Source organism: Luteolibacter sp. (assembly GCF_039920825.1).
Lineage (GTDB): Bacteria > Verrucomicrobiota > Verrucomicrobiia > Verrucomicrobiales > Akkermansiaceae > Luteolibacter.
On record NZ_JBDSCX010000085.1, the window covers coordinates 61058 to 84365 of the forward strand.

Below are 23308 nucleotides of genomic sequence, written 5' to 3' on the forward strand. Positions count from 1 at the left end.
CGCCGTGGTGTCGTCTTCCGCGGTGCCGATGAATGCGGGCGGCTGAAGTCCGGTCTATCAGCCAGGCTGCCCGCTCACGGGGTGCCAGGATTCCAACCGTCGGTTCCCCCGAGAATGTTTTTCGCGGTATAAGCAGGAACGTCTCCGTCACTGAGCTGATGGGCCCACGGGACGCGCGCCTCGGGCCGGGCACCCGGGCCTGTGGACCGATATTCTGAGTAGCGGGCGGACTTCTCGTTTTCCGGGTTACCCCAGTTATGCCAGCCTTCGGGAACGATCCTGTCCTGCATGTCGCAGCGGATGAAAGCCACCGCGGCATCGGGACGCCACGGGCGACCGAGGAAAACGCCGCGTTTAACCTCAGGTGCGGTCGTGATCTTGCAGTCGAGAAAGACGAATCCGTAAGGCGTGGAGGCCGGGGTGCTGGCAGCGGTGATGTATCCGTCGGCCCGGCAGTGGATGTGGCAGCGATCGAAGACAGCGGTGCCTGCGGAGTAGATGAAATCCACGTGGCCGGTGATCTCACAGTCGCGGAAGTAATGGCGGGCGATTCTCCCGTTAGGCGCGTCGGGACGCAGCGTGTCCTGCCAACCGATGAAGCGGCAGCCGTAATAGGCGGTGCGGTCGCCGGTGATGAAGCAGGCCAGTGCCTGCACGCGGCCCTCAAGGGTGGTGGTGTTCTCGAAGGTGAGATTACGCGCGGTGAAATCGGATGCGGTGATGAGAATGGTCGAGCTGTTTTCGGCGGAAAGCAGTTTTCCCGAATTCGCTGGATCGGGTGTTTTCACGTTGGTGGCCATGGAAATGACGGTGTTCGGCGCCTCGCCTGGCTCACCGAGCAGTTGAATGAATGGCTTGTTAGATGGAATGACAACATGCTCCTTGTAAACGCCGGACTTCACCAGAATACGGTGTGGCTTGGCAACCGTGGCATCCGTTGGGGCGGCATCGATGGCCGCTTGGATCGTGGTTTGTGTGCCGGAACCATCGAAGGCGACGACGGCGTCATAGGTTTTCTCACCAGCCACCGGGCTGGCGTTGCGGGGCTCGGAAAGGATCAGTGGAGAGAGATCCGGAACCGCCTTGCGCAGTTCCTCCGCCACGATGCGTCCGAAAAGGACATAGCCGTTTTCGTTGAGGTGGGTGCCGTCGTATTCTCCTTTTTCCTTGGTTGGGCTGAAAGCGAGACATCCCTCGCGTCCCAGCTTTTCGCAAAGCTCCTTGCTGCGGTCGTGGAGTTCAATCAATGGCACTTTCTTTTCCTTGGCGATCTCACGGACGACTTCCGCACGGACGTTGAGGCTGGAGTCGATCTTGTGGGGATCGTTCTTGTCCTTGAACTGGCGGCGGACCAGCGAAGTGACGAGAACGGGTGTGGCTTTCGCGGCACGGACATCGTCCACATACTGGTTCATGTAGCTCCGGTATTCTTCCATCGTGGTCGAGCGTCCCGGTTTTCCGGGTTCGTCATTATGACCGAACTGGATCAGATAGTAGTCGCCCTTCAGTGCGAGTGCCTTTTCCCAAGAGCCTTCTTTGATAAAACTCATGGAACTGCGGCCGCCGCGGGAGGTGTTGGTAAGTTTTACGCCGTCGGCGAGGAATTGCCTGAAGCCGAGGCCCCAGCCGGCATTGTCGGTGACGGTGGAGTCGCCCACGAGGACGATGTGGGGTTTTGCCGGAGTATCAGCATTTGAAGCAGACAGGAAGGCGAGGGATAGGAGGATGGCGAAAACTCGGATCATCGGATTTGTTTACGTGAAAATTCGGACAGAGGAAGCAAGAAGGTGGTCCCCGAAATGGGGGACCGCCGGTTTGTTAGTGAAATAATCGGGGACTCGTCATTGCCCGTTGGCTCGGAGGCGGACGAAGACCTTCGGCAATCCGGAGGGAAGTGTGTAGGAAATCGTGGCGGCCGGATCAGCTGCGGGCTGCGTAACCACGGTGCTCCATGGGTCGGAAATTCCGAGGTCATTGGATTTCTGGATGGTCCACGAAACATCACCGTTGGCAATGGCTTCCGTACCCTTGGTGAACGTGATCAAGTTACCATTGTAGGTTCCGGCGGGTGTGCTCGACACCTTGGGATCCTTGCCGAGGGCGTATTCCATCAGGTTGGTGAGGCCGTCATTGTCAAAGTCTCCAGAGGCTGGCTGCCCGGAAATGCCGTTGGCGGTGGCCCAGATGCTGTAGCCTCCCGATCCGGCGACGGCGAGCGAAAGCATTCCCGTCGCTTCGCTGAAGGTCCATGTTTTGCTGCCGTCCACCATCGTCCATACGTTCGATGTTTCGCTGAAATTCGCACCGCTGCCTCCGCCGATCGGAAGAATCTCGATGCCATTGATTTTCGCGTTATCGACGAGAGTCACGAACTGGATCGTGATCGTGCCGCCGGGAGTCGCGGTGACCGGGATCTCCTGAACCACCGCCTTGTTGATGCTGCCCGCCGCCGCGACGATGTCGTAATTGGGGAGCACTGTCGTGCCATTGATCAGCACGTTGAACACACGCTGCCCGACATTTCCCCAATAGACTTCGGCGAAATGCAGACGCACCGTGTAGGTGGCGCCGGCACCGAGTCCGGGGAAGGTGTAGGTGCTGTTGCCGTAGCGTTCGGTCTGGTAAACCCCGGTCGGCGCGGGATTCGTGACGCTGCTCAGGTCGATCGTGTTAGATGAATTGAAGTCGGAGCCTCCGGAAACAAAGCCATTGTCCTCTCCGAAGCCGCCGAAAGTTCCGGCTCCGGCATTTATCGTGTATGCGGTGGGGGGCACGTAGGCTGAGTTCACGAGCTGGAAGTTTGAACCGAAGGTCTCGTTGAGGTTTGTCACGTCAACGAGTGGCCACGAATTGCTGTTAGTGATATTGGCTCCGCTGAGATCGAGGATCAGCCTGCCGTCCAGCGTCGTCGTGCCGGATTGCGCGGTGGTCGCGGTAATCTTGTTGCTCACTCCGTTAGCACCGGGCTTGAGTTTCAACGAGCCGCCGGAGGCGAGGGTGAATGACTCGCTTGGCTGGAGGATGGTGGTGTCGCCCGTGTAGGTGTTGCTGCCACTGAACTGCACGGTGCGCCCGGTGGTGCCTTCGATACCGACTGCGGTCACATTGCCCCCGTCCTTGATCGTTCCGTTCCAAGTGTAGCCGTCGCCCAGCCCCAGCGCGTTCATGCGCAATGTCGTGGTGCCGCCGGCGAGGCCGTGATTGGTCACCACCCCGTTTCCTCGAATGACGCCGAGCTGCTCGCTGGCTCCGAGGTCGAGCGTGCCATTGATCAGGACATTGGCACTGGAGTGAAAGACATCGCCGCTTTCCGCTAACAGGGCGGCGCCCGCGGCGATATTCCCAGTGTATCCGGCCACTTGGCCGCCGGTATTGGGATTGAAAACTTGCATCGTGCCGGCATTCACGTTGAGCGCCCACGAGGTGGACTGGGTGCCGTTGAGAACGAGCTTTCCGGTTCCGGTTTTGGTGAGCGGTTTATTGAAACTGGCGGTCGTGCCGAGGGATCCACCGAGTACGACATCGCCTGCGGAAGTATCCACCGTAAAGCCAGCGGTGGCCCGGATGGGGACGTTGACCGTCTGGGTCGCCGCGGACTGGTTGAGGATCGTCTTGTTGTCGTAGTAGATTTCGTTTCCTCCGAGCGTGAAGGCACCAGCGCTGGCGTCGAACTTGAAGCTTTTAATCGTGACCGCTCCGGGGACCGAGTTCACCGTGTCCCAAGCGGTGGCGAGATTGTTGGTATTGCCAAGCCGCGTGCTGCCGGTGAATAACAGATCATCGCCGGAAAGAACTTCGACATTCCAGTTTGCAGCAGTGGACCAATTTGCGTCCGAGCCAGCACCGCTCCATATCGTGACGGGAGGCCGGCCGGCCGGCACCTGGAACCGCAGCACGCCGGTGGCTTCGGTGAAGGTCCAAGTATTATTCGACCCGTCGGTGTAAGTCCACACGCCGGTCGCGGTTTTTGAAAAGGGTGCCGCCACGCTGAAGGTGGCACTGTAAGTCTCGTTGAGCTTGGCAGCATCCACAAGCGTCCACTGGTTGTTATGAATCATCTCGGCGCCGCTCAGGTCGATATTGAAAATACCGTTGAAGGTGGTTGTGGCGGTGGTCTGCGCGGTGGTTGCGGTGATCCTTGTGCTCACTCCGTTAGCACCGATCTTGAATGCCAGCGAGCCGGTATTCGCAAGGATCAGCGAGTCCGTGGTGGAGGTGAAGGTGGTGTTGCCGGTGTAGGTATTGGCTCCGGCGAAGGTGACCGTGCGGCTCTTGTTTCCTTCTATCTGAACGGCGGTGGGTTCCGTCCCGTACTGGATCGTGCCGGACCAAGTGCGGGTGGTGCCGGTATCGATGCCGTTGTTGGAACCGTAGCGGGCCATCCTGAGCAGGGTGACGCCAACGCCATCTCCGTGGTTGGTCACGATGCCGGTGCCGTAGATGACGCCGAGTTGTTCCTCAGCCGCGCCGAGGTCCAGAAGGCCGTTGATCTGAACGCTGGATCCGCCGTGGAGGACATCACTGTTTTCGGTGGCCAGAGTGGCACCGGCGGCAATGCTCGCGCTGAAGCCCAGCACCTGGCCGGCGTTGTTGCCGTTGTAAACCTGCATCGTGCCGGCGTTCACGTTGAGCGCCCACGAGGTGTTCTGGGTGCCGTTAAAAATCAGTTTCCCGGCACCGTTCTTGTTGATGGCTTTGTTGAATCCGGTGGTCGTATTGATAGAGCCCGTCAAATAGACGTCCCTATCGACGGCGGAGGTATTTACCGTGAATCCGTTGTTGGCCTCGATCTTGGCCTCGATGGACTGCAGGATATCGGAGTTGTTCGTGACGGTTTTGCCGGAAAGGTTGAGGTTGTTTCCTGAAAGGCTGAACTGATCGGCTCCGGAGGCGAACGTGATGCTGTTGACCAGAAAGGTTCCGGCGGTGGCGGTATCCAGATTGTTAGCAGCCGATGTTCCCACGAATCCTGCGAAAACAAGGTCGTTCCCGGAGACCGGCGCGGAGTCGCCAGCCCAGTTCGCGGCTGTGCTCCAGTTGGCATCGGCACCGCCGCCGTCCCAGGTTGACGTGGCGGCGGTTGCTGCCGTGGAGAGTGCCAGAGATCCGAATAAGAGGAGACGGATGAGAGAGGAGGGACTGGAAACGAGATTGCAGCCGCAAAAACTGACGGATCTCAAGCAATGGGATTTCAATACCTTGGGTTTCATGGGATTTTTGTTAGGTTTCCGAGTTGGAGCCGGCAATGCCACAGGGCGAAGGAGCTCCAACAACGGAAATATGAATCCAATCAACTGCGGTGGGTTTGGGATACAGGTCGATTCTGCAAACCTGCTTGAAATTTAGGAACAGGGGGAAAATCGCCGGTAACTAACAATTTATCATGGGTCTTATCGGGGGCCGGGATCGGACTACGGCCCTTTCGGTCAGCACGCCGTGCGGACATTCACCCGATGACGCATGCTCATTATTCAATGCCGCTTGCAGAAAGGATGGGTTTACGTCGCCGGGGTGGTGGCTTACTTTTTCGCTATATCCTTAGGGATGCGCGGAGAAACCCCGCTTTGAAGATGGTGGCGCTTTCCCGATATGGGGATTTCTCCAGCCGGTTTCAGTAAATTGAAAACCCAATGTCATTTTTCCGAGAATCCCCGTTTGTTTTGGCGCTCCTCCTTGGCCTGCCGGCCGTTCAGGCAGGCGAGTTGAAGGTGGACATCAATCGCGATACCAAGAATCTCGACAGTGTCACCGAAGTCGGCTTTGTGAAATGGAGCGCGGACACCACCGGCGGCGCGACTTCAGGCACGGCCGCCGCGACCAAGTCGTTCACCACCCTGACCGGGGAAAGCGTCAGCGTTTCCTTCTCACAAACCGCTACATCCGCGGCGAATGGGGGCACGGGGTTGTTGACGAACTGGTATCAGACGGGAGCGCAGGGAACTGCCCGGCTCGTTTCCGACGGGTTCACCGTCGCCCCCGCGAACCTCGCGACGGGCGGTGAGATCCAGATGTCCGTCACCGGACTCAGTGTGGGACATCACACGATTCTAACGTATCACAATCACTGGGACGCCCTGACCGCCGGATCGCTTGGACCGATGGACGTTCGTGTCAACGGCACGCTGGTCATCGACAATCTCCAGCCGACCATCCGTGCGGCGACGAACCCGCTCACTCCGATCTCTTATGTGGAGTTCGATGTCGCCGGGCCAGCCACCGTCACGACGCTGCTCTTCACCGCCGAGATCAGCACCGCGCCTGCCGTCACGATCAAAAACGTCGTGATCAACGGATTTGAAATCGACACACCCAACTCCACCCGCATCGCCAATACGCCGGTTCCTAACGACGGCGACGAACATGTGAATGCTGACACCGGCAACGTCACGCTGTCCTGGAGTCCGGCCACCGCGGGCAGCGCGGTTTCCCATAACATCTATTTCGGAACCGACACGAATGCGGTGAAAAACGCCACGACCGCATCGGCCGAGTTCAAGGGCAATCAAACGGCCTCGAACTATCAGGTGGCCGGCATTAGCAGCATGCTCACCTATTATTGGCGGGTGGATGAGATCGATTCCGTCGGAAACGCGACCAAGGGCACTGTCTGGTATTTCCGGCCGCGGCACATCGCGTTTCCCGGAGCCGAGGGCTACGGACGTTTCGCCCGCGGCGGACGCGGCGGGGTAGTGGTGGAAGTCACCAATCTCAACGACGGCGGCCCCGGCAGCCTGCGCGACGCGCTTTCGGGAAATTACGGCCCGCGGACCGTGGTGTTTGGTGTTTCCGGGCTGATCACCTTGGAGTCCGCACTAACGATTTCATCGCCCTACATCACTCTGGCAGGGCAGACCGCTCCGGGGAAGGGGATCTGTGTTAGGAAATACGCGCTCGGCATGAGCGGAGCGAACGACAACATCATCCGCCATGTGCGCTCGCGTCCTGGAAACATCGCCGGAGTCACTCTCAACGGATCCGGTATGGCGGGCTGCAACCACACTATCATGGACCATTGCTCCATCAGTTGGGGCATCGACGAGGAAATGAGCACCCGCACCTCGAAGAACGTCACGCTCCAGCGGGTTTTGATTTCCGAAGCGCTCAACATCGCCGGACATCAGAATTACCCCGCGGGAACGGAGCACGGCTATGCGGCCACCATCGGCGGCGACGTGGGCAGCTTCCACCACAATTTGTTAGCCCATAACGAGGGTCGCAACTGGAGCATGGGAGGTGGCCTGGACGCCGCCGGATATTTCTCCGGCCGTCTCGATATCTTCAACAACGTCGTCTATAACTGGGGTCATCGCACGACCGACGGCGGTGCGCATGAGGTGAATTTCGTGAACAACTACTACAAACCCGGCGCGGCTTCGGATCAATTCTACGGGCTGATCGCGGACTACGGGAATTTTCCCGGCACCCAACAGTATTACGTTTCCGGCAACGTGATGCCCGGCCATTTCGACGAATCCACCCAGACGCTCGCCCGCACCGCCAGAGGCGAGAATGGCGGCAGTCCGCCGACGACCTACAGTCCATGGGTGTCGACACCGTTCTTTCCATCCTACGCGACTGTCCAATCCGCCGGCGATGCCTACAAGATCGTTCTATCCGATGTCGGATGCAGCCAGCCGATGATTGATGACCACGATATCCGCGTGATCACGGAAACAAAAAACGGCACCTACACCTACACGGGGACAGGACCATACGGTGGATCGCCGGGTCTGCCGAACTCGCAGAATGATGTCGGCGGATGGGAAAACTATTTTCAGGAAACACGCCCCGCGAACTGGGATACCGATCACGACGGCATGCCGGACTGGTGGGAAAGCATCCAGGGATTCAATCCGAATTCCACGGCCGGAAATTTCACCGAAAGCAACAGCGACGCCGACGGCGATGGCTACACCGCGCTTGAAAACTATCTCAACTGGATGGCCGAGCCCCATGGCTACACGGCACCGGGAAATCCGCTGCGCGTCGATCTCGCACCGTTTGCCAAAGGATTCACGGGTGCAGTCTTCTCGCTTTCCGCGCCGCTCAACGGAACCGTCGCCCTAACCGCCGACGCGCACACGGTGCTGTTCACGCCGTCCAATGCCTTCAGCGGCGTCGCCGGGTTCTCCTTCACGATCAGCGCCGGAGGCACCACAGTCACCCGCCAGGTGGGTATCGCCGTTTCCTCTCATCCGCTTTTGGCGGAACGCCGCTGGCTCGGTGGAAATATCTGGGACACCACCTCCGGCAACTGGCTCAACGGCAGCGTTGTTGGTGCCTATCAGAATGGCAACGCCGTGATCTTCGATGATGCGGGAGTTGTCAATCCGGTCATTCAGATCACGGGCGTTCTCAATCCCTCAAGCATCACCGTTAAAGGAAGCACGCCCTATGTCTTCACCGGCGGTGGATCTCTCACCGTAAGCGGAAATATCACCAATTCCGGAACCACGCGTTTCTCCGGAACGCTTCCCATCAGTCTTGCGGGAACATGGACCAACCAGGGCACGCTGGATTTTCTAACGTATCTGGGAAATCCTCCTCCCGGAATTGTGAATGTTTCCGGAGGCACAATCATTTATCCAACGGATCTCCGCATCCTACAGTCGCAGAAATCCGGCATCTCCTTCCAGGCGCTTTTCCATCTTTACAACGGCCATACCTATCAGCTCCAGAAGTCGGCGAGCTTGGGAAGCGGGACTTGGCAGAATGTCGTAGGCCAGTCCAAAACCGGTGACGGATCCGACTGGACCTTTAGCGATTCCAGCGCGGGGTCTTCCAAATCGTTCTATCGAATCAGCGCCTCCACACCATGAGAAGGATCGTCCGCCTGATGGGTTTGCTTCTGGCTTCGTCCGCCATGCTCGGTGCTGAGGAGGTGATGAAGGACATCGAATACGGAAATGCCGGAGGAGAAAGCCTGTGCCTCGATGCCCGGGTGCCGCCGGGTGAAGGACCTTTTCCCATCGCGATCATCATCCACGGCGGAGGCTGGGGAAGCGGGGACAAGACTCAGGACATCGACGCTCTGTTCGAGCCCCTGACGAAAGCGGGATTCGCATGGTTTTCCATCAACTACCGTCTCGCTCCGAAACATCCGTGGCCCGCTTGCTTTGATGATACGCGGATGGCGATCGGCTGGGTGAAAGCGCATGCCCGCCAATACAAGGGCGATCCCCAACGGATCGCGCTGATCGGATACTCGGCCGGAGGGCAGCTTGCCCTGCTTGCAGCCATCCGCGCGGATGATTCCACACGCGTTCAGGCCGTCGTGGGAGTCGCCCCGGCGGCGGATCTTGTCGCCGACTCGCGGCGTCGCGGCGTGGTTAGCAAGTCGCTGCAAAACCTGTTAATCTTGCCGGAGAAGCTGGATGAGGCCGCTTTCGCGAAAATTGCCGCGATTTCCCCGGCGGAAGAGGTGAAGCCGGGATTGCCGCCATTCCTGTTGTTGCAGGGAACGGCTGATCAGTCGGTTCGTCATGAGGACACCCTTGCGTTTGCAGGAAAACTTCAGAAGGCGAAGGTGCCATGCGAATTCGTATCGTTGGAAGGCGCTCCTCACCGGATTTCGGATTGGCCGAAATTCAGCCCAGACTACCCCGCAAAGATCGTTGTGTGGCTGACTAAGGTGTTAGGAAATGGCTAGCTGCGAATCGGGAAAGTTGCTTCCCAAATTTCAACATCGTTTGCAGAAGGCTTGATTTACGGCGTCCTTCGTCTCTCAGAGACTCGTGGAAGGTCGGTCAGGATGTAATTATGACATCCGGATTCCCAAACCCCACAAAACCCGAATGAAAACCCGTCGTCTTATCCTTTCCGTGTGCGGTCGTTTCGCCTTGGTTTCACTTTCCTCCTGCCTGTTTCTCGGCTTGCAAAAAGCCGGTGCGTCCGACCTTTACTGGGACCTCAATGCGGCGGCGTCCAATAGCGGAACATCAGCCACCGGAACCTGGAACACGTCCAATGTGTTCTGGAATGCGGACAACACCGGCGGAGCGGGCGGGTCCACCACAGCCACGACGGCGGCTGCGGACAATTTGTTTTTTTCATCAGGAACCGGATATACCAGCACCAGCTCCGTTATTTCAGTTTCGGGAACCCGGAGCGCCAACTCGCTCACCTTCGAAGAAGGCACGATCACGATGCGGAGCACCGGCACCATCGCATTCGGCACGGGAACCAGCGAGATCAACGTCGCTTCGAGCCGCACCGCCAACATCAACTCGCTCGTCTCGGGATCCAACGGTCTGATCAAGACAGGCGCGGGAGTGTTGTTTCTCGGCACGACCTTGAATGACGGTACTTCCGGAGGAATCTATAATTCGGGTCTGACAGGAGACATCGTCATCAAAGCGGGAACTCTGGTGGCAGGGTCATTCGCCACCAACCAAAACGCGACCAATGGCCAGCTCATCTCTTTGGGAGACACCGACATCGGCGCTTCGGCTGCCGCCACTTTCTCGATCAACCGCAACCAAAACTATAACAGCGCGATCACCGTCAACTCAGGCTCCTCGGGAGTGAAGCGCCTCTCCGGTGGTTCGGGCCTGTCGGTCGTTCAAACACCGACCATTACCGGAGCCATCACGCTGAACGACCATCTAACGATCGGTAACGGTAGCGGCGGCAGTGTCGGGGGCGTGAATCTCAGCGGGGCCATCACCGGCAGCAAGACGATCACCATCGATGGAGCGACGGCCTACACCGACGCCGCCACCATCGGAACCATCGCCATCCTGCGGGGGGCGAGCGACTCCTCGTTCACCGGAAACGTGACGGTAAATCGCGGCATCGTGAAAATCGGCAGCACCGGCGCGATCGGCACCGGCACCGCGGTTGTCAGCACCGCGGCGGGATCGGCGCTTGATTTGAGCAATGGAGCGAACAGTTTCTCCATCTCCGTCGCAGGCTTGAACAACGGCTCCACGACCGGCGGCACCGTGACCAATCTATCAAGCGGCACCACGACCGCCGTTCTCTCGGTCGCCGGGAGCGGGACCTACTCCTACGGTGGTGTCATCGCGGACGGAGCGACTGCCAAGGTGGGGCTCACCGTCAATCTAACCGGATCAGGTAGCCAGACCCTCACCAATACCAACTCCTACACCGGAGCCACCACGGTCTCGGCCGGCACTTTATTCCTCAATGGCAGCCTCGCGGCGGGGACTGCCACCTCGGTGGGTGGCACGGCGACGGTAGCCGGCACTGGAACCTTCAACGGAGTCGTTACGGTGGATGGGACCGCAGCTCCCGGCAACAACGTGGCCGGTACGCTTAATTTTGCCAACGACCTGGCGCTCAATGGCAACTATGCCTGGGAAATCGGAGCTAACAGCACTGTGTCCGGCTTCGACAAGCTTGCGATTGCGGGGGCGGGGAACGTAACTCTCGGCGGTTCATCCACCCTGAGCATCGCCACTCTGGCAGGGGTCGATTTTCTTGATTCATTCTGGACTGCGTCCCAGAGCTGGAAGGTGATCGACAACAACGGCAGCGGGGCGGTCACCGGAACCTTTGCCGCGCTGTCGGGCATCACATCGAACAGCTACGGCGCGTTCTCGCTGGGCTACGGTTCCGGCTCCGGAAGTGATGTCACGCTCAATTGGATTCCGGCCGCCGTACCCGAACCCTCCGCTGCGGCACTGGCTGTCTTGGGCGGGCTCGCGCTCGTACGCCGGCGTCGCGATTGAGTAAAATCCCGATTGGATCGATCCACGCATCGCGATCAAAGAGTCATGTCCTTTCTTTCCAAACCGCCTTTCGGGACATGAGTTGCTTTTCCATTCAAACAGCCATCCGGCGGACCGGCGTCGCGTTCGTTTGCCTTGCGGCATCGGCTGTCCATGCTCAAACGCTTGCTTTCCCGAATGCGGAGGGCTTCGGCCGTTTCGCCAGCGGCGGGCGGGGCGGCGAAGTGTATGTGGTCACCAATCTCAACAATTCGGGCGCCGGTTCGCTGCGGGAAGGGGTAACCAACCGCGCTGCCGGTGTGCCGCGCACGATCGTCTTCGCTGTTTCGGGCACGATCTATCTGAACTCCACCCTGCGCATTACCCAGGGAAATCTAACCATCGCCGGTCAGTCGGCGCCGGGCGACGGCATCTGCCTTGCCTGGTATCCGATCGATCCCAGCAATTCGTCCAACGTCATCATCCGCTTCATCCGCTCGCGGCTCGGTGATACTTCGGGCAATGAAAACGATGCCTTCTCATGCCGCTATGCCAGCAACGTGATCGTGGACCATTGCAGTTTCTCCTGGTCGGTCGATGAAACCGCCAGCTCCTACGACAACACCAACTTCACCATGCAATGGTGCATGGTGACGGAAAGCCTGCGCGACTCCGTGCACAGCAAGGGACCACACGGCTACGGCGCGATCTGGGGCGGGCTTGGCGCGACGTTTCATCACAATCTCATCGCCCACCACGACAGCCGGAATCCTCGATTCAACGGCTCCCAGACCCACGGCACCGACGGCGAAATCGTCGATATGCGGAACAACGTGATCTATAACTGGCGCAGCAATTCGACCTACGGCGGCCAGCCCGCGGACGACGGCACTCCGGCGCACCAGAACATGATCAACAACTATTACAAGAGCGGCCCCGCCACGCCCAGTACCAATGCTGTCCGCTACCGCATCCTGGAGCCGACCGCGAACCCGCTTTCGACCGGAGGACAATACAGCCTTTTCCATATCTCGGGAAACCTCACCAGCGCCAGCGCCACCGTCAGCTCCGACAACTGGAACGGTGGCGTGCAGGTCATCAGCGCGTCGCTCTATCCCACGATCAGGGCGGCCGCTCCGGTTCTAACATCAATCCCTGTCACCCAGACCGCGCTCGATGCCTATCCACTCGTGCTCGCGCATGGCGGTTGCCGCCTGCCTGTGCGTGACAGCGTGGACACACGCGTCATTTCCGAGGTGCAGGGCGGAAATTTCACCTACCGTGGCAGCAAGGGAAACTATCCCGGCATCATCGATTCCCAGGCCGACGTCGGTGGATGGCCGACACTCGCTTCCACACCTGCACCTGCCGACGGCGACTCCGACGGTATGCCGGATTCATGGGAAACCGCCCACAGCCTGAATCCCGCCGCTGCGGCTGATAGAAATACCGTGGATGCCGCAGGCTACACGAATCTGGAACTTTACCTCAACGAACTGGCCGCATCGGCCTTTCCCATTCCGCAGATCGGCACCCAGCCCCAATCGCAGACGGTGACCGCGGGTGCGGGATTCGGACTGACGGTGGTTGCCAGCGGGACGGCACCGCTTGCCTATCAGTGGTATCTCGGAAACAGCGCCATCGCGGGTGCTACAGCCGCCAATTACTCGGTGGGTGCATCGACTGCAGCTCATACCGGCGAATACACGGTGGTCGTGACCAATGGCTATGGTTCGGTACGTTCCGCAGTGGCCAGCATCGTGATCGATTCGCAACCGCCGGTCATCACCAGCGGGCCCGTTTCTCTGGCAGTAGAAACCGGGCAGGCGGTTGCGTTCTCCGTTACCGCTTCCGGCACGCTGCCGATTTTCTATCAGTGGTATCGTGGTGAAAGGCCGGTCGCGGGTGCGACCGATCCCATTCTCGCTCTCGGTGCCGCCACGCCAGCCGCCGCCGGTCCCTATCACGTCGTGGTGAGCAGTCCCCACGGGTCCGCGACATCGGCCACCGGCACGCTCACCGTGACCTCGGTCGGGAAAACGGATGTGTTTTCCTCCACCTTCGGCACCGACACGATCCATGCGGCTTCTCCGATCGTGAGTCCCACTTCGACGAACTGGTATGTCATGTCGTCCAAAGATGCCAGGACTTCGAACATCGCCGGTTCGCGTCTCGACCTCACCATGCCCACCACCACCTCCGGCATCGTCGATACCGCCGCGCTCTTTTCCGCGGCTCCGCTCATTCTAGCAGATGTTGGCGAAATGCTGCGCCTGCGTGTCTTGCTTTCCACCACCAATGTCCGCACGCTCGGCCTCGGACTCTATCATTCGGGCGGTTCGCCGCCCTACACCGGGCTGATCAACAGCCAGCTCATCGGTGGTTCCAGCGCCCTCGCGACTGGCGGAACCCAGGGCTGGAGCGGCTACCGTTTCCACCTCGATGCTGGGGCCGCGGGTCCGGCCATCGCTCTCGAAAGGCGTTCGACCCAACCCGGTACCACCAACGCATCACAATCCGTCATCGCCCCCGGCACCAGCTCGTCCGCGCCTACGGTTCAGTCCGTCGGCAGCGGTGCTGTCCCGGGTTTTTCGTGGGCGGACAATGCCACCTACGCCTTGGTATTCACATTGAAACGCGGCGTATCCGATGCTTTTGAAATCACCGCCACACTTCATGCCGGCAGTGACCCTTCGGCCCCCGCGATCGGCACCGCCACCGCGACCACGACCGGTGCGGCGGTGGCGGGTGGCCTCGATGCAATGGCCATCGGCTATCGCAACCGCGATTCCAGCTCGGTTTCCCATGTCCGTGTCTCGCAGGTGACCGTCGAACGGATAGAGAATGTCACCACCGTGTCGAATTCCTACGAAGCCTTTCTTCTCACGCACGGACTCGATCCCGCCACGACCGGCTTTCCGACCGCCGACCCGGATCGCGATGGCGTGGCGAATGCGTTGGAATTCATCCTCGGTGGAAATCCCAATATTCCTAACACCTCCATCCTGCCGACTCTCTCCTTCGCAGCGGGATGGCATTTCCGTTTCCTGCGGCATGACGATACCACTTCAACTTTCATTCCAGCCGTCGAGAGCTCGACCGATCTCGTCACTTGGAATTCGCTGGTGGATGGAGTTGATGGAGTTATGGTCATCGCAACTCCTTTTGACGCCACTCATGAACAGATCGACGTTCATTTGCCGGATGCGCCCGAATCCCATCGGTTCCTGCGCCTCTCGGCAAAACCGAAGCCAACTCCGTGAGGCGGTTCATCGCGCCCCATGAAATTTCATCGGAAATGGATCTCCGTCCTGTGCGCCGTGATCACGGTTTTTTCTGTGAACGCTGCCGAGCCTGTCAAACCACGTGTGATCGTTTCCAGCGACATCGGCGGCACGGATCCGGACGATTTCCAGTCGATGGTGCATTTGCTTCTATGCGCCGACAGCCTCGATCTTGAAGGGATCATCTCGTCGCCATTTGGTCCGGGCCGGAAGGAGGACATTTTGCAGGTGATCAGCTGTTATGAGCGCGATGATGGAAAACTGAAGATCCGTTCCGATCATTACCCGACGCCCGACCATCTGCGGTCGATCACGAAACAGGGCGAAACCGAAACAGCTCCGTACGCCGGTGTGCGGAAGCCGACGGAAGGCTCGGAGTGGATTGTTGCGTGCGCCAGAAAGAAGGATCCCCGCCCGCTGCATGTGTTGGTCTGGGGCGGTATCGAGGATCTGGCGCAGGCCTTGCACGACGCGCCGGACATTCTGCCGAAACTCCGGGTCTATTACATCGGCGGTCCTAACAAAAAATGGTGTCCCGATGCGTATCTTTACATCGCGGAACATCACCCGGAGTTGTGGATCATCGAGGCGAACTCAACCTATCGCGGCTGGTTTGTCGGCGGCAACCAGACGGGTGAGTGGAGCAACGGCGGCTTCGTCACCGCCCATGTGACGGGAAACGGTGCGCTTGGGGAATTCTTCGCCACCAAACTCGGTGGCACCATCAAGATGGGGGATTCTCCATCGGTGGCCTGGCTACTCAAAGGCGATCCGACTGATCCATCCCAACCCGGCTGGGGCGGGCGATTCGTGAAGGCATGGGATCGCTCTTCGATTCAATTCGACCGTCTAACCACCGAAGGGGATTCGATGGAGCAGTTCGGCATCCTCGAACTGGTGCTGCCGCTTGGTGCCGGTGCGCCGGAAAAATGCGAGGTGCAACTGGAAGTCGAAAACCAATCGCTCGTCGGCCACGTGCCCGGAGACGGTACGATCCGCTTCCGGTTTTGTCCGAAGGATGCGAAGATCTATCATTTCACGATCCATGGCAACGTGCCCTCACTGGATGGCAAGACCGGCGCGATCACCGCGGCTGCTCCGTCTGTGAGGCCGCCTTCGGCGAAGTTTCCAAACTGGTGGACCGACGATCCTGATCCGCAATTTGCCGAAGGCGTCCATCAGGGCGCGAAGACGGTGAGCCGGTGGCGTGAGGATTTCCTCGGTGACTTCGCCATGCGAATGCGCGGAATTCGATAGACCTTTTATGAAATTGAGAACCCCATCATTTCCGCGGAGCCTTTTGAGTGGCTTCCGGGTCGCCACTTTGGTGCTGGCGTTCGCGTCGTTCGCCACCGGAGCGGAGACATCCGCTCCCATCGACCGCCAGGCGCTCGTCACCCGGCACAATCCGGGCAACCGCAAAGCCGATGTGGATGGAACTCTAACGGTCGGAAATGGCGGTTTTGCCTTTGGTGCCGACATCACCGGCCTGCAAACCTTCGCGGAGCAATATCATCGCCTGGGGGTGCCGGTGGAGACGCAATCGCGCTGGTGTTGGGTGACCGATCCGAATCCTCAAAAATTCACGCTGGCCGATGCGAGCCGCGATTTTACCAACGCCGAAGGGCGGGTGATTGCTTATCCGACGAATCAATCTTCTCCAGCCGGCGATTGGCTGCGCAGGAATCCGCGCAGCCATCCGCTCGGGCAGATTCTGTTGGACTACACCAAGGCCGATGGTTCGGCATTGATGCCGGAAGATATCCAAAAGCCGGAACAAAAATTGGATTTGTGGCGCGGCATTCTTACGAGCCAATACGAGATCGAAGGCAAGTCCGTGAAGGTGACTACTGTCTGCGACCCGAATGCGGATGTGGTGGCCGTGCGAATCGAATCGGAAGCGGTTGGCACCGGGAAATTGAAGGTGAAACTGGCGTTTCCGCGCGGCCATGATCCGGCGACGAAGAACACTCCGGCGTTGGATTGGTCACAACCGGAGACTCACGAGACCCGCATCGCCGGGCAGAGCGGGAGAGCTGCCAGGCTGGAGCGAAATGTCTCGGGAACCCGCTATGGCGTTGGCGTGGCGTGGTCGCATGAAGCCGGATTCCGGCAGGCCGGGCTGCATCAGTTTGAATTGACGGGCGCATCCGGCAACACGCTGGAATTCACTGTTGGATTCTATCAGGAAAAGGCAGGATCAACGGATCTCCCCGGTTTTCAATCCGTCGTCGATGCCAGCACGAAGCATTGGGAGAAATTCTGGCGTGAGGGCGCGGCGGTGGATTTCTCCGGCAGCACAGACCCGCGCGCCGACCGGATCGAAAACCGCGTCATTCTCTCGCGCTATCTCATGGCGGTGCAAATGGCAGGCGACACGCCGCCGCAGGAATCCGGACTCACGTGCAACACCTGGTATGGCAAGCATCACTCGGAAATGATCTGGTGGCACACCGCGCACTTCGCGTTGTGGGGCAATGACGAGCTGTTGGCGAAAAATCTATCATGGTTCCAGAAGCAACTCCCGGCAGCGCGGGAGCTGGCGAAGGAGCGCGGATGGCGTGGAGCGCGATGGGCGAAGATGACCGGACCGGACATGCGTGAAAGCCCCGGAGGTAATCCGCTCATCATGTGGAACCAACCGCATATGGTCCATCTGGCGGAACTGTTATATCGCAACCACCCGAACCGGGAGACGCTGGACCGCTACCGCGATCTGGTGTTGGAGACGGCGGAGTGTCTCGCTTCGATGGTTCATTTCGACGAGGCGAAGGGAGTTTACGATCTGGGGCCTCCGTTGTGGATCGCGCAGGAGATTTATGATCAGGCCACGAGTCGGAATCCGTCTTTCGAGCTGGCCTATTGGCAATGGGCGCTGGAGACGGCGCAGAAATGGCGTGAACGTCTGGGCATGCCGCGTGACGAAAAATGGGATCACATCATCGGCCATCTCGCGCCGGTGCCGCAGAAGGACGGCAAGTATGTCGCGCTCGGATCTTATCCCGACACGTGGGACAACATCGACAGCCGCCATGATCATCCGACGATGCTCGCACCGATGGGAATGTTGCCCGGCACCGGTGTCGAGCGTGCCACGATGGAGCGCACGCTGGATGCCGTGCTGGCGAATTGGGATTGGGAAACCAAAATCTGGGGTTGGGACTATCCAATGATCGCGATGACGGCGGCGCGTCTGGACCGCCCCGAGACCGCCGTTGAAATCCTTTTGCGCGAAGGTCCTAACAATCGATATTTGCCGAGCGGCCATTGTCCGCAGCGGAGTGACGAAGCGCTGACGGCTACCGCCCAGCCCGGAGCGCGCAAGCGGGAGATCGCCGTTTATCTACCTGCGAATGGCGCGTTTCTTTCCGCCGTGGCGATGATGGTGGCGGGTTGGGATGGCCGGACCGGTGATGCGCCGGGGTTTCCCAAGGATGGGAAATGGAAGATACGGGCGGAAGGATTGAAGCCTCTGCCTTGAAGATTTTCTGGAAGGGGAGATCCCCGGGGAAACCCTATCAAGGTGCGGCGATCTCCGAATCGCCGGAGTCCATGGAAAGCCAATGAGCTGAGGCGAGGCGCTTGTCATTGTCCCCTCATGGGCTGGGGCGATTCGGAGATCTCCCTTCCTTGGTGTGAGCGGCTGGCTATGGTAAAACGCCCCGGACACGCAGGAATTGACGGGGCACTTGACTGATAGAAACAGTCGAGCGGGCGACCACTTGCTCGATGCCATTCCCTTGGGCCACGGCGGAGACTTCAACGGCGGATGAGGAAGGGGAAAAGGCAGGTGTCTCGGAAACCTGCACCGAGACCACGACTCCGCCCCGCGCCTGGCGGCGGGGGTAGCGGATGGCCGGATAGATCTGGCCGCCCGAGGCCACGGTCGTCGCGATGACGCCGCTTGATCCCGCGGCGTCGGGTTCGGTGCCGAGGATGAATTCCATTAGATTTCCGATGCCATCGCGGTCCGGGTCGGTGGTGGCTTCGCTGGTGGATGGAGCGATGTTGTTGGCGACCAGCCAGTCGAAGAACGGGGCTTTGGCGACGCCGTCGTCATCGACGGTGAATTGGAGGCTGGTGGCGGTTAGGGTGAAATGGCCCGTGGCATAGCCGAGGCCGGTGAAGGTGAAGTTTCCAGCGGTGAAGTTGCTGACGGAGGCGAAGGTTGCCAGCGTTTGGGGCGTGCCAACGGCGAGCGCGCCAACGGGACTGAAATCGATGGCGAACGTGCCGGTGCCGCTTTTCGTGAGGGCTCCCCCAATTGCCAGGAGTTCGTTTGCCGCGCCGAGATCGAAGCTCAACCGGCCACCGGCATTCCAAGTCAGGGAAGCGAAGGTTAGAGTGCCGTTGGGAGAAATGACGCCACCGGAAGCAAGGCTTACCGGTTTCTGGCTTCCGCCATTCCCGGCAAGCGTGCCACCGGAATTCACGGTCACGGTCCCGCCGGTGGCGAGCGTGCCGGAAAGATCGATGGTGCCTGCATTGATCGCGAGATTGCCGGTGAAGGTGTTGTCGTCTGAGAGGAACAGCGTTCCACCGCCGGTCTTGGAAAATCCGCCTGAGCCCGAGAGCACGCCGGCAAGGCTGATGTCGCGGGTGGTGCCTGATAGATCACTGGCACGGATTGCCAGATTGCCGGTTGTTCCGGTGAGTGCGAGGGGATGGGTGGTGCTCCAATTGGCGAGCGCGCCGAGCGCGCCGCTGTTGAGCGTGATGGAGGAAGCAAGGCCGCTGGTTCCGTTTTTCACGATACCTCCCGCGCCGAGATTGAGGGAACCGTTCGTGACGGTGACGGTGGCGGAGCCGGCGGTGACGGTGGCGTCGTAGCCGAGGGTGAGCTTGGCGAGATTGGCCGTGCCGCCGGTGATGAGTAGCTTCGAGACGTTGTTGGTGTTGGCGTTGTTGCGGGACATGACCAGGCCGTTTGCCGCTCCGTTGACGGCGAGCTCTCCTGCTGATAGGTAGATCACGCCGCCGCGGCCGGCGGTTTTCTGATAGCCGTTGTGCAGCGTGCCGGTGACGGTGAGCTTGCCGCCGGAAATCGTCATGCCACCCCAGGAATCGCTGGTGCCGAGGCCGATGTTGGCAAAGGTGGTGTCGCCACCGCTGATGAGGACACCGGTGCCGGTGGTCTGTGCTTCGGAGTCTCCGCTGCGTGGGAAATTCATGTCCGCCCCGGTGACGGTGCCGCCGGTCACTTTGAAGAAGCTGTTACGGGTATTGGACGGAAGGATGTTTTGAAAACCGGCGGTGCCGCCGCTGACGATCACTCCGGTGCCGGTGCCCGAGGTCCACGAAACATTGCCTCCGGTCGTGAACCCGCCGCCGGCAACGCGGAGTTGTTGCGAGGTGGAGATGGTAACGGATGACGGAGCGAGTGTGCCGCCGGTGCCGATCTGGACGATGCCTTTGGAAATGACGAGCGGTCCGGTTAGAGCGGGGTTCGGCCGGTTGAGTTCGAGATTGCCGACCCCGGTTTTGGTGAAGCCTTTGGTTCCTGTCAGGGCAACAGCCAGGTGTTGCGGGTAATCGGCGTCGGCCGGGACGTCGGTGGTGTCGCCTGCCGCGGTGGTGAGGGCGTCCACCTCGATGACGGGGGTGGACGAACTGTCCAAGGTGATGGATCTAGCAGGCACTCCGCCATCGGAAACGGTCCAGCTTGCGGGAGAGTCATAGTCGGTATCGCCGAAAACAAGCCGCCCGACGGTGCGCGGCGAGTCGATGATGAGCGAGGTGTCTTCCACCGGATCGCAGAGGCTGAAATCCGCCGTGGTGCCCGTGCCGCCGGCGATCACGGCGGCATTCCAATTTCCGGAATCGCTCCAGAGGCCGCCAGTGTCGGTCGATCCCCAGACGCCGCTTCCTGCGAGACGGATGGTGTAGGATTGGCCGGAGGTGTAGCCCCCGGAAATGGCGTTTCCCGCCAGATCGGTGATGCCCGTGCCGCTGGCGTCGAGGTCTAACCGCAGCGTGCCATCACCCGAGGTGCCGGTGGCGGTGACCTCGTAAACGGTCGTGCTCACCGCGGCCAGCGAGGAGAGGGTGCCGGCGGTGCCGGGTTTCGTCAGTGCCAAATCGGCGAGGTCCACGCCGACGACCGGCTCGGCGAAGGTGACGCGGTAAACGACGGTGCCGCCATTGGTGGAGTAGGTCGCGGGATTGAGGCGCTTGATCGATGCGACGGTGGGCGCTGTGGTATCGACCGTGACTGCAAACGCCGCCGACGCCGGACTGGCGGTTCCGCCGGTCGATGCGGTGGCGGTGAACAGGTGATCGCCGGCGGGCAGGGTGGTGCCGGTGTAGCTGAATGAAAACGCGCCGCCGGAAGTCGCGGTGGCGGTGCCGACCACGCCGACCCCGGCGCGGGTGACGGAGACGGTGGAACCGGCGGGCGCGGTGCCTGATAGAGAAAGCGTGGTGTCGCTGGTCAGACGATCGGAAGTGGAGACGCCGGAGTCGGTCGAAATGGTGGTGAAGGCAGGCGGGGTGATCGCGGTGTTCACCAGATAGGCGGTCGAGGCCACGCCGGTATTTCCCGCGAGATCGGTGGCGATGGCGGTGAATGAATACGTTCCCGCCACGAGAGCGGAGCCGGTGTAGATGGCGCTCCAGTTTCCCAAGTCGTCGGCGACGGCGGTACCAACGGAGTTTCCTGATAGTTTGACGGCCAAGGTATCCCCCGGTGTGGCGGTGCCCTGGATGCTGAGGCTCGGAGCTAACGAAATAGCGGTGATGGCTGGTGCCTGGGCTGCGACGGTATCCACCCGCACCACCAAAGATGGCGATGGCGGAGTGAGCATGCCACCGACTGTCGCGATGGCGGTAAACGCGTAGGTCCGATCCGCAAGCGGAGTGGCGGTGTAGTTGTAAGTCCACTGGCCGGAGGCATTCGCCGCCACGCTGCCGAGGCTGCCGGTGTCGGCGCGGCTGATAGAAACGGAGGCCCCGGCAGGAGCGGTGCCGTTGAGAGCCAGATTGGCGTCCGAGGTGATGCCGTCGTTGGCAAACGCGCCGGTATCGGTGCTGATTCCGGTGACGGCTGCTCCGGGAACACCGCCTAACACAATGGCGTTGAGGTAGCGCTCGATGTTCAGATAGCCGTCGGCACCGAGAGTGGTGGCGTCGGCGACGGCAGGGTTGGTGCCGGCGGCCTGTTCCCACCAGTCGGGCATGCCGTCATTGTCGGCGTCGGGAATTTTCAGTCCGGAGGTCACGGTGCCGATGCCGCCCATTTCCGCCTCGTTATAAATGAAAACGCCGCCGGTGCCGTAGGTGCGGGCCTCGGCGACGACATAATCGTCGGTGCGGTCGCGTTTGAGCGAGGCTCCGGCTTTGGTCAACACCCACTCCAGCGCGGCGGGCGCGGTGAGTTCGGTGGTGGGTGCCGGGTAGTTGAAACGGGTGCCTGTGAGCTGAAGGGTGGGAAAGCTGGAATTGGTCACCGCGGTGCCGTCGAGCACGCCATCAAGATCAAGGTCCTGGAGGTTTCCGGAGTGATAGAGCCGGTAGTTGGAGTTTCCACTTTTAAACGGCGAGGTGCCGACACCGCTCTCAGGACCGCCGATGAAGTAGCAACCAACCATGTTGCAGTAGGAGTCACCTGCGGAGTCACCGGCCGGGATGTAACCGCCACCGCCGCCCCAGTTGTAAACGACGTTGTTGATGTAGTCGTTCACGCCCTTGATCTTCGGATTCCGCATCCAGTTGTCGGCGTAGAGGCTGCGGAAAATACTGACACCGCCGCTGGTCTGCATGAGGCCGCCGGCGGAGTGGATGCGGAGGCCTTGGGCGATGAGGCAGTCCTGAAGCGTGATGCGGATGGCGGCGTCACCGCTGATCGAAAACGTTTCGTCGCGGCCCCATGAGGCGGAGACGTGGTCGAAGATCAGATCGGTGCCGTTGGCCAGGCCGACGGCATCCGCGCCGTCGTCGCCATCGATGCCCATGCGGAAGCGCATGTAGCGGCAGATGGTGTTGTTAGCACCCGAGAAGGAAACGCGGTTGCCATAGACGGTGATCCCTCCGCCGGGCGCGGTTTGGCCGGCGATGGTCAGGCCGGAGGAAAACACGACGGGCGTCTTGATCCTGATGATGCCGCCGATGTCGAAGACGACGATGCGGTTAGACGCGCTCACCGCATCGCGCAGCGAGCCGGTGCCGGAGTCGTCCAGGTTGGTGACATGATAGACCGTCGGGCTGGCGGAAGCGCGGGCACCCTTCGCGCCCGCGCCGAAGCCTTCCGCGCCGGGAAAGGCCGGCACGGCGGAAGCACCCGCAGCCGCCATCAGACAGGCCAGCGGGACAAGGTGCCGAGGATGGATCCTCATCGCGATTTTGCTAGAGAGCCAC

At 60.4% G+C, this 23308-nt stretch carries 9 protein-coding genes; 6 read left to right on the forward strand and 3 right to left on the reverse strand.

Annotated features, from left to right (window positions below; all coding sequences use genetic code 11):
- Positions 1-74 precede the first annotated feature (74 nt).
- The gene (locus ABIQ96_RS24955) at positions 75-1745 is read right to left on the reverse strand and encodes a pectinesterase family protein (RefSeq protein WP_348217380.1); all 1671 of its coding nucleotides are present in this window, start codon (positions 1743-1745) and stop codon (positions 75-77) included.
- Positions 1746-1841: 96 nt separating this feature from the next.
- Positions 1842-5210 carry a malectin domain-containing carbohydrate-binding protein gene (locus ABIQ96_RS24960; protein ID WP_348217381.1) on the reverse strand — a complete coding sequence of 1123 codons (3369 nt, stop codon included), beginning with the start codon at positions 5208-5210 and terminating at the stop codon, positions 1842-1844.
- 420 nt (positions 5211-5630) lie between these two features.
- Here ABIQ96_RS24960 and ABIQ96_RS24965 point away from each other — a divergent pair, with 420 nt between their 5' ends.
- The 6 genes from ABIQ96_RS24965 to ABIQ96_RS24990 all read left to right on the forward strand — a co-directional run bounded on the left by ABIQ96_RS24965 (position 5631) and on the right by ABIQ96_RS24990 (position 18437).
- A complete protein-coding gene (locus ABIQ96_RS24965) occupies positions 5631-8819 on the forward strand; it encodes a T9SS C-terminal target domain-containing protein (protein WP_348217382.1) in 3189 nt (1062 codons plus the stop codon).
- Complete coding sequence (locus ABIQ96_RS24970; protein ID WP_348217383.1) at positions 8816-9649, forward strand: alpha/beta hydrolase; 834 nt, start codon at positions 8816-8818, stop codon at positions 9647-9649. Before ABIQ96_RS24965 ends, ABIQ96_RS24970 begins: the two co-directional genes overlap by 4 nt.
- 145 nt (positions 9650-9794) lie before the next feature.
- Positions 9795-11693 carry an autotransporter-associated beta strand repeat-containing protein gene (locus ABIQ96_RS24975; RefSeq protein ID WP_348217384.1) on the forward strand — a complete coding sequence of 633 codons (1899 nt, stop codon included), beginning with the start codon at positions 9795-9797 and terminating at the stop codon, positions 11691-11693.
- A gap of 77 nt (positions 11694-11770) precedes the next feature.
- Positions 11771-14935, forward strand: a complete 3165-nt coding sequence (locus ABIQ96_RS24980) for a hypothetical protein (RefSeq protein WP_348217385.1) — start codon at positions 11771-11773, stop codon at positions 14933-14935.
- Positions 14936-14953: 18 nt separating this feature from the next.
- Positions 14954-16213 (forward strand): DUF1593 domain-containing protein, encoded by a 1260-nt coding sequence (locus ABIQ96_RS24985; protein ID WP_348217386.1) that lies wholly within the window; start codon positions 14954-14956, stop codon positions 16211-16213.
- A 43-nt stretch (positions 16214-16256) separates the two neighbouring features.
- The gene (locus tag ABIQ96_RS24990; RefSeq protein ID WP_348217387.1) at positions 16257-18437 is read left to right on the forward strand and encodes a glycoside hydrolase N-terminal domain-containing protein; all 2181 of its coding nucleotides are present in this window, start codon (positions 16257-16259) and stop codon (positions 18435-18437) included.
- Between the two features lie 166 nt (positions 18438-18603).
- Here the strand turns inward: ABIQ96_RS24990 and ABIQ96_RS24995 are convergent, their stop codons facing one another.
- Positions 18604-23286 carry an Ig-like domain-containing protein gene (locus ABIQ96_RS24995; RefSeq protein WP_348217388.1) on the reverse strand — a complete coding sequence of 1561 codons (4683 nt, stop codon included), beginning with the start codon at positions 23284-23286 and terminating at the stop codon, positions 18604-18606.
- Between the last annotated feature and the right edge of the window lie 22 nt (positions 23287-23308).